Here is a 7,454-nt window from a genome sequence, read left to right as displayed (position 1 = left end):
TCTCTTCTGCCAGTAGCCGTTCAATGATCTTTACTTTTTCTATCGGATCAATTTTGCTTTTCCTAGACATAGAAATACCCCCAAGTAGGTTTTATATTTCATTGTCCTACTTGGGGGTAGCATATCAATCAGGGTATTTATGAGCTATATATTTCCATGGACCCCGAATGGAAGGAATTTTCAAAACAGCTTGCGGTTATGAAGCACTCCTGATTTATCCATAGCATGATCGTCAAAAAATACAGCCTCGTTCCCGGAAGCCCGCAGCATAACGATTTGTATTCTGCCGGAATCTGTGGCCTTATTCAGGCGCTAGACTCTTACGATGCTACAAGAAGCTATGCCCTTATGACATTCGCGACCCCATTTTAATCTGTTGCAGTTTCCCACTTCACAGGCAATAAATCATCGATCTGCCTGCTGCCAAATTTTCCCGTCCATGCTTTCTGAAACCCTTCTATGGATTCATTTGTAGACGAATGCGTGATTAGTTGTTCAAACATTTCAGGTGCGATGGTAACAGCCTGGCATCCGACCGCAGCAAGGTTATCGACTTGTGCAACCGTTCTGAAGCTGGCGCCCAGCACCTTGCATCGGTACCCATATGTGTCAAACGCCGTGATCATGTCTCGAATTACTTCCACACTGTCGGCTCCGATATTATCAATATGTGTTACATACGGTGCCACATACGATGCGCCAGCCTTCGCTGCCATCAGTGCCTGAGGCATTGAGTGCACCACAGTGATACAGGTTGTGATTCCAGCTTGTCTGCAGAGTCGGACGGTTTTATATCCTTCTTTCACCGCAGGAATCTTCATAATCAGATGATCTCCAAAGTATTCCTGAAACCTCCGTGCCTGCCTGTACATTTCATCTGCTTTGTCGGCTGTCACCTGGAAGAAGGCCTTCAAATTCTTTTTTTCCGCCAGCTTCCTGTATTCAGGAATCAGTTCCCCTATCGGTCGGTTGGCACTTGAGAGAATTTTCGGATTAGTTGTAAAACCGTCAATCGGATAGTATTCCGAAATCTGACTGACGACGTCTGGATCCCAGTAATCAACAAAAAGCTCCATGATCTATTTTTTCTCCCTTCTTAAGTGAGATTTCACCATTACTCTGCTTTCTTTCCCCTGGTGTCCATCAAAACAGAAACCACAATAATGATTCCCTTGATGACCTGCTGCCAGTAGGAGTTGATATCAATCAGTGTCATGCCATTGACCAGAACAGTCAGAAGCAGCACGCCAACGATGGTTCCTGAGATTTTTCCCTTACCGCCTGCCATAGATGTACCGCCGACGACAGCCGCTGTGATGCAGTCCATTTCAAAGCCGTTTCCTGCTGAAGGCTGTCCGGATCCAAGTCTTGCAGCAACAATGATACCGGCAATCGCAGTTAACAGTCCCATAAATACATATACTAGGATTTTAATCTTATCCACATTCAGTCCGGACCACTTACTGGTTTCCGCATTGCCTCCGACTGCGTAAACATATCTTCCAAACCGGGTCTTGTTCATAATAAAAGAACCTGCTGCGATGCAGATAATCATCAGGATAACGGGAATCGGTATGAACCAGAGATACCCTGTTCCAAGAGCTATAAATGTTTTATCCATAACTGAGATTGGATCTCCGTCTGTAATAATGTAACCCAGCGCGCGCAGGATTGTCATGCTTGCAAGTGTGGCAATAAACCCAGGAAGGCGTCCCTTTGCACATAGCACACCGTTAAACAGTCCGACGCCGATTCCGCACAGAATTGCTGCTCCGAACGAAAGTACAATATTACTGGTAGCCTTATAAACACCTGCCGCAATCATACCGCTGGCTGCAATCAATGAACCTGCTGAAAGATCAATTTCTCCGATGATGATCACCATCGTCATCCCTACCGATGCAATGGCTGTATACGATGCCTGCCTGACGACATTCATCAGGTTGTTCATCGTCAGAAAATTCGGTGACAGGATGGCCCATACGATACAGATCACAATCAGAATAAAAACAAGGATTAACTGCCGCAATGTGTCAAATTTTATTTTCTTCATCACTTTTTCTCCGTTTTGTCAATGTGATTCTCTATCACACCAATAGCAGCATTCATGATCGCAGTTTCCGTTGCTTCTTCGACTGCCATTTCTCCTGTAACGCTTCCTTCATGCATCACAAGAACTCTGTCGCTGATCTTCTGAATTTCAGCCATCTCCGAAGAGATCATGATGATGCTCATGCCGGCATCTGTCAATTTCCTCATAATGGAATAAATTTCACTTTTTGTCCCAATGTCGATTCCTCGAGTAGGTTCATCCAGAATTAATACCCTGGGATGCATGGCCATCCATTTCGCAATGACAACCTTCTGTTGATTTCCTCCACTGAGGGATTTCACTTCCTCATCCTCACTGGCAAGCGCTATACTCAAATCCTGGATATATGATCCTGTGATGTTGCTGGTATCCTTCTTATTGATAATCGGACTTTTAAACGTCCCGAGTTTCGGAAGGAGCATGTTATCCTTCACACTCATCCCGAGAATTAATCCAAGATCTTTTCTGTCCTCCGGGACCAGCCCGATTCCTGCTTTGATGGCATCAAGTGGGCAGGATATCTTTATATCTTTACCTCTTTCCCATCTATGAAGATCTCCCCCTGACCGATCGGGTCAATCCCGAAGATGACACGACTCAGTTCAGTCCTTCCTGCTCCCACAAGTCCGAAGATTCCCAGAATTTCTTTCCGATATAATTTCAGGTTCACCGGCTTGGATCTTTTATAAACCTGAACATTCCTTACTTCCAGTACCACATCGTTCTGATCGATTACTGCTTCCCCCCTGGGAATTGTCTCCTGAAGTTTCCGGCCGATCATCATCTGAATAATCTGATCCTCGTTAAAATGCTCCCGATCCACCGTATCAATATATTTCCCATCTCTGAAAACTGTAATCCGATCTGAAAGTTCAAAGACCTCTTCCATTCTGTGGGATATATAGACAATGCTGATGTGATTCGCCTTCAGTTCCCGGATAATGGAAAACAGAGTCTCTGCTTCATTGTCGGTCAAGCTAGCTGTAGGTTCATCAAGGACAATGATTCTGGCATTGAATGAAAGGCATTTTGCTATTTCTACCAGCTGTTTGAATCCGACGCTCAGCTCACTCACTTTCTCCTTCGGGTCCACATCAAGATGTACTTTATCCAGCCACTTCTTTGCATCCGCATACATTTTCCTGGTGTCAATGCAGTGTTTGCTGTCGACTGGCTCTCTTCCCAGGAAGATGTTTTCCGCGATATTCATATTGTCCAGAAGATTAAATTCCTGAAATACCATGCTGATACCAAGTTGTTGTGCCTGAAGTGGTGTTCTGATACTCACTTCCTCAAGACTGTCGCTGGCCTCATTCAGAAGTTTTATCGTTCCACTGTCCTTGCTGTAGACACCTGTCAGGATCTTCATCAAAGTTGACTTTCCTGCACCGTTTTCACCCATCAGCGCATGCAGTTCTCCCTCCTGCAGGTCCAGATGCACATTATCCAGCGCTTTAATCCCGGCAAATGATTTCGTAATATGATCCAATTCAACAATCGTTCTGCCCACTTTTTTACCTCTTAATCTGATGGGGTGGAACAAAACTTCCGTTTTTGCTCCACCCCATTGTCCGGACTTCCACACTTTCAGTTTTGATGATTAACTGTTATACGCTGCTTCTCTTTCAATGAACTTATCAATATTGTCAGCTGTCATATATTCGCAGTTGAGCTCAATGACAGGGTCTACTTCCACACCGTTATGTACCTTGATGGCATTCTGAACAGACATATATCCCATCTGATAAGGATTCTGTGCGACACCAAACGCCAGCGTTCCATCCTTGATTGCATTCATGACGTCCTCGGTGGAGTCAACTCCTGTGACGATAATTCCTTTATCTGAAAGCCCTGCCGACTGAATGGCACTGGCAATCCCCATCGCAGAATTTTCATTCAGTCCAATGAAAGCCTGTATGTCCGAATGTGCCTGAAGCACGTTTTCTGCCGCTTCAAGTGCATCGGTTCTTTCAATTGCTCCGTTCTGCTCTGCCACCAGCTCCAGATCTGTTCCCTTCAGATACTCCTCAAACCCTTCCTGTCTCAGTTTCAACGAAGATACGGACGGGTCGACAAGAACTGCTACCTTTCCCTTTCCGCCAAGCATTTCATCGACTCTCTGGGCAAGAAGCGTTCCGATTTTTTTATTGTCGGATGCAATATGATAAGTAGGTTCTGCTCCATCCACACTGATATCCATCGAGAATACATTCACACCCTGATTGATCGCATTTTGCACAGCAACTGCAACACCCTGAGAATCATACGGATTTACAAGGAGTGCATTCACTCCGCCTGTTGTCAGATTCTCTATCTGGGTAACCTGTTTCTCCAGAGAACTGTCAGCCGACTGAATCGATACATCACCAAGCCCATAAGCTTCGCATGCATCTTCGATGCCTTTCTGCATAGCTTTAAAGAAAGGATGTACATTCTGTCCGAAGGAAACCCCAATTTTCAAGCCATCAACTTTATAACCAGACATGTCCTCATTCTTATAAGCATCTTCTGAGGCTTCCGTCGTACCCTCCGCGGCTTCTGTCATCGTTTCTGTTTCCGATGCATATATCGTTCCAGTGCACATCGCCGCTGCGAGTGCCGTACCAAGAACTGCCGTCATCCATCTTCTCATAATCTATACCTCCACGTGTTTCAATCAATAATCAATCAGTTTCTGGTCAATGTTTCTCGGTGCGAGAGCAATCTGGCCTAAGATCGCATACTGTGAGGCATGTCCTGCTGCAGGAATATTTCCTGGGACATGATGTAATGTAGAGTAAGCGATCGTCGCAAATTTGATTGCCTCTTTGTAGGATGCCGGTATTCCGATTTCGTCCGACGTTGTCAATCTGATATTTTGCGGAATTCTCTGCTGGATCTCCTTCATAATCGTTGGGTTCCGCACACCTCCTCCACTTGCGTACAGAACCTTTGTCTGATCTATCAGTTTCTTCGGTATATTATCTACCATGGAACGGGCAACCGCCGCTCCAGTGAACGCATCCGCTGTCGCGATGATGTCTTCCTTTGGAAGATAGCTGAACTTTGCGATCACACTGTCAATATATTCCGGACTATAATCCGCTATCCATCCTGATCTGGGAACCGGGCGTTCAAAGAACGGGTGGTGCATAAAGAAATCAAGCAGCCCTTCATCCACCTTTCCGCTGGCTCCGATCTGTCCATCCTTGTCATAGTCCTTGCCAAACAGCTTCTTTGTCATGTAGTTAGAGATCACATTCCCTGGACCTGTGTCAAATCCAAACATCTGTCTTCTGTCGCGGCACGCAAGATGAAGATTGGCAATACCCCCAATATTCAATGTCATGGTCGGATGATCTTTTTTTCTAAATAGGATGAAATCCAAATACTGCATAAGAGGTGCCGCGCTTCCGCCAAATGTATGATCTGCCGCCCTGAAATGAGACACTGTATCAATGTTCAGCAGATTCGCCATTACGGAGCCGTTTCCCATTTGAAGGCCGGCAGGATACGCTTTGGAGAGCCATCTTCCTACCCAATCGTCCTTCTGCTCCGGTGTCATCTCTGCAATCGCCTTATGATCCGGCTGTTCCTGATAGATGGTCTGCGTGTCGATGCCAAGGCAGTAGATCTCTTCTGATTTCAGTTTCTGCTCTTTCATAAACTGTCTTGCTTTTTCGGCGAACACTGCCCCGCATAAATAGTCCAATCTATTGATCCCGACCATGTCCACCTTATTTACAAAAGAGTCTCTGACAATCGTTGCTACTTCTTCCGGCCACTCATAAGAGCCACCTGCCAGGTATTTCGGAGCTGTCGGAAACCCATCCGCATCCATTTCAATCTCGCACAGAACAACGTCAATTCCATCAAAAGACGAACCGCTGTTCATGCCCATGATTAATGCCATTTCTTTCTCCTCCTCCGTGAGATGGATGAATTCGCTGGTTTTTGTTTTCAGATATAATGAGAACGTTCTCTTTGCTGATACTTTACTATCTATGCGATAATCTGTCAATACGAAGTTTTATTACTGACATAAAACCGTCATTATGCACATTTTATGGGTGTATAATCTGTGCATATTTTTGTCATCAGTCTGTGAACTATCTATTATAAATCATTATATATGTTAACGTTATCATATGTCTGTCCGTATCGCCAATAATAGTGATCCACCATACAGGCTTATAACTCTCAAATTGAAGGTCACCGAATCCAAGCATGAAAAAAGATGCAGAGGATATCCCTCTGCACCTCTCAACTCTACAGTCGCAAAGCTGTATTATTTCAGCAGCTACCAGGTTATTTGTTCACGCGGCATGAATTTCTCTTCATCAGTTTTGCATTCAATGTAATCTCGATGTCTTCAGTAGACAGTTTCTTGTCCTCTATCTGCTCAATCAAATTGTCTACAGCCAATTCGCCCATTTTTGCAGCCGGCTGTCTTACTGCTGTGATATTCAGGAATTCATCATAGTCTTCATCGTCCCAAGTCACCACTGACATATTTTCGGGAAACCGGATGTTCCGCTTATTTGTAATATTCAGAAACCCAGCGAAAAGTGAATTGTTAAAAATAATAACTGCGGAAATTTTGTGATAATCAAGCAAAATATTTATTTTTCGCCTCATCTCCTCTGGCTTTCTCCAATTCACCTCGATGGATATCCCCCCATTCGTGATCCCGGCTTCTCTGAGGGCTGCTCGATATCCCGCCTCCCTCTCCTTGACCGTATTGGATACACTTCCCTCCTGCTCAGAGCCGATTGTTGCAATATCGATATGCCCCATCCCGATCAGATACTTTGTAACCATATACGCTGTCGAAAAATTATCAATCATGACGGATGTCAGCGGGAGTCCGCTGATCCGTCTATCGTATAAAACTACCGGTATATTACCGAAGATTGTCCGAATATATTTTGCAGGAATCTCCTCCTTACTAGAAAAAATTGACGCGAGAAGAATTCCATCAACCTGCTTGGATGCCAGCATATCGAGACATTCCAGTTCAATCTCCCGGTTCTCATTGGTGTTGCAGATCAGAAGAGCATATCCTTTCGACCGGGCCCTCTTCTCCATCGCCGCCAATATGGACCCGAAGAAATTGTTCTGAATATCTGGTACAACAACCCCTATCGTCCTTGTATTATGGCTTCTCATCCCTTGCGCCAGTTTGTTCGGTACATAGTTCAGCTCCTCTGCAGCTTTCAGGACCTTCTGCCTGGTCAGTGCTGAGATGTGACCATAGTTTCCCATCGCTCTTCCAGCAGTTGCAACGGATACACCGGCACGATCCGCTACTTCCTTTATCGTGATGCTATCTTCACTTTTCATTCTTGATCCCATAACATTGAATGCCTCTCTCTTTTTTCAT

Annotated in this window: 7 protein-coding genes; all 7 read right to left on the bottom strand. The window is 44.9% G+C overall.

From position 1 onward, the window contains the following. Positions 1 to 368 precede the first annotated feature (368 nt). Positions 369 to 1,076 carry a transaldolase family protein gene (locus tag FYJ35_RS09505; RefSeq protein ID WP_154525890.1) on the bottom strand — a complete coding sequence of 236 codons (708 nt, stop codon included), beginning with the start codon at positions 1,074 to 1,076 and terminating at the stop codon, positions 369 to 371. Positions 1,077 to 1,114: 38 nt separating this feature from the next. Beyond that, complete coding sequence (locus tag FYJ35_RS09500; protein ID WP_154525888.1) at positions 1,115 to 2,053, bottom strand: ABC transporter permease; 939 nt, start codon at positions 2,051 to 2,053, stop codon at positions 1,115 to 1,117. Continuing rightward, positions 2,053 to 2,592 carry an ATP-binding cassette domain-containing protein gene (locus FYJ35_RS14755; RefSeq protein ID WP_331469216.1) on the bottom strand — a complete coding sequence of 180 codons (540 nt, stop codon included), beginning with the start codon at positions 2,590 to 2,592 and terminating at the stop codon, positions 2,053 to 2,055. The genes FYJ35_RS09500 and FYJ35_RS14755 overlap by 1 nt, the downstream gene beginning before the upstream one ends. A 23-nt stretch (positions 2,593 to 2,615) precedes the next feature. Further along, positions 2,616 to 3,602 (bottom strand): sugar ABC transporter ATP-binding protein, encoded by a 987-nt coding sequence (locus FYJ35_RS14750; protein WP_328597073.1) that lies wholly within the window; start codon positions 3,600 to 3,602, stop codon positions 2,616 to 2,618. 90 nt (positions 3,603 to 3,692) lie between these two features. Then, positions 3,693 to 4,724 (bottom strand): sugar ABC transporter substrate-binding protein, encoded by a 1,032-nt coding sequence (locus FYJ35_RS09490; protein ID WP_154525886.1) that lies wholly within the window; start codon positions 4,722 to 4,724, stop codon positions 3,693 to 3,695. Positions 4,725 to 4,748: 24 nt separating this feature from the next. Continuing rightward, entirely contained in the window at positions 4,749 to 5,984 is a 1,236-nt protein-coding gene (locus tag FYJ35_RS09485; RefSeq protein WP_154525884.1) for an anhydro-N-acetylmuramic acid kinase, read from the bottom strand. A 395-nt stretch (positions 5,985 to 6,379) separates the two neighbouring features. Then, complete coding sequence (locus FYJ35_RS09480) at positions 6,380 to 7,414, bottom strand: LacI family DNA-binding transcriptional regulator (RefSeq protein ID WP_205839793.1); 1,035 nt, start codon at positions 7,412 to 7,414, stop codon at positions 6,380 to 6,382. Positions 7,415 to 7,454 lie beyond the last annotated feature (40 nt).

The organism is Porcincola intestinalis, from assembly GCF_009696445.1.
Classification (GTDB): domain Bacteria; phylum Bacillota; class Clostridia; order Lachnospirales; family Lachnospiraceae; genus Porcincola; species Porcincola intestinalis.
Note: the sequence above shows the minus strand (reverse complement) of the source record. Positions and strands in the feature narration are given on the sequence as shown.